Genomic DNA, 1,751 nt, shown 5'->3' on the forward strand with positions numbered 1-1,751 from the left:
CCGCGCGGCGAAGCCGCGCCTTGAGCCAGTAAAGAAAGTCCTCACGGACCTTGTAGGGGCACGCTGGACGTGACCTGTCAGTACTGAGCGATGGGGTGATCAATGGGTGTCGCTGCTCCGCGATAGCTCCACGGGCTCTAGGATCTTCGTTGCGCGGCCCCAGTCCCGCTGTAGGCCGTGGGCAGGAGTTCAATCCCGAAGTGGATGGTGAGTCAATTGCGAACGATCGCTTTCTACAATCACAAAGGTGGGGTCGGCAAGACGACTCTGCTATTCAATCTGGGCATGGCGCTACAGCGGCAAGGCAAGCGAGTTTTGTTTGTCGATGGTGACGCTCAGGCGAACTTGACGAGTATTAGCCTTAACGACGAGCAGATTGAGTCGGTCTACAAGGAGTCTCGCACAATCTATGACGGGCTTGCCCCCCTGGTGGAGGGTTACGGTGATGTCGCAGAGATCGAACCGGTAAAGATTCGCGACAATGCCTGGGTTCTGCCCGGGCATATCCGCCTGAGCGTGTTCGAGGAGATTGCTCCTGAGGGCTGGACGTCTGCGTTGGCGGGTAATCCGCGCGGGTTCCGTGTAAGCACCGCTATTGCGAGACTGTCGCAACAGGTCGGCAATAGTGTTTCTGCTGATTTCGTGTTCATGGATCTAGGCCCCAACGTCGGTGCATTCAACCGTGCTGCGCTGCTTGCAGCGGACGGGTTTGTTATCCCTATGTCTCCAGACCTGTTTTCTCTCACTGCGCTGCCGAGTGTCGGTGAAAGTGCCGCTCGGTGGGTCGAGGAGTGGACGATCGCGCGAGGTGCTGCGGAACGACGGGCATTGAGGCTGGAGTTCGAACTGCCGGAGGGAAAGCCGTCCCCGCTCGGGTACATAAGTCAGCAATTTGCTGTCTATCGGGAGCAGCCTGCCGAGGCGTACCGACGCTGGATAGCGCAGATCCCGGACCAATATCTCAATGGTATCGTGACTCCTTTAACTGACGCAGGAGTTCGCGTACCCAGCACTGATGGAAAGATCGGCGAGGTTCGGAATCTGTCGAGCCTGATCCCAATGGCACAGCGAAATCGCTCGGCCATCTTCGAGCTTACGGGCACTGAGGCGCGGGGAGCTCAGTTCACGCGGGCGCAGGACACGTATGAGCTGTTTAGCGATCTTGCAGCCGAAATGATCCAGCGCTTGGAGAGTGTTTCAGAGACGCCATCCGTGCCGGTGGTCTAGCATGACAGATGTATTGATCTTGGATACATGTGTCCTGCCCAGGAGCGGCCGGGTGCGGGATAACCCGCTAATGTCTGCTCTCTTGAAGGTTGCGGAACTCAAAGCCATGCGGGTCGTAGTGACCGATGTTGTTCTTGAAGAGAGCGTTCATCAGAGACTTGCGGCCGCTGAAGCAGCTTCTACAGGGCTTCGTACGGCTTTGGCGAAGGCTGCAAAGGTCTTCAAAGATGAGGATCTGGGTTTCTATATTCCTGATCCTGCAAACGCGGCTACTGGCTGGCGCGGCGAACTCGTGCAAATATTCGAAATTTGGCCCACTGATGGGGAAGATGCTCGCGAAGCGCTGTTCCGCGAAGCTTCCCGCAGGGCGCCTGCCCGTGCCGCCGAAAATGGCTCTGCGATTGGCAGTCGCGATGCGTCAATTTGGCTCAGCGTGGTCCGTATCGCTGGGGAATCGACCGTTGATGACGTGATTTTTGTTTCGTCGAACACTAAGGATTTTGCCGGGTCGGACGCGGGAATTC

Annotated in this window: 2 protein-coding genes; both read left to right on the plus strand. The window is 57.3% G+C overall.

Annotated elements, in window-relative coordinates; genetic code table 11:
• Positions 1–216: 216 nt before the first annotated feature.
• Positions 217–1,227 (plus strand): ParA family protein, encoded by a 1,011-nt coding sequence (locus ACFWEJ_RS28620; protein ID WP_377232543.1) that lies wholly within the window; start codon positions 217–219, stop codon positions 1,225–1,227.
• Between the two features lie 70 nt (positions 1,228–1,297).
• The coding region (locus ACFWEJ_RS28625; protein WP_377232544.1) for a PIN domain-containing protein at positions 1,298–1,751 on the plus strand (454 nt) is incomplete at its 3' end.

It is taken from the genome of Promicromonospora sp. NPDC060204 (genome assembly GCF_042728455.1).
Taxonomy (GTDB): domain Bacteria; phylum Actinomycetota; class Actinomycetes; order Actinomycetales; family Cellulomonadaceae; genus Promicromonospora.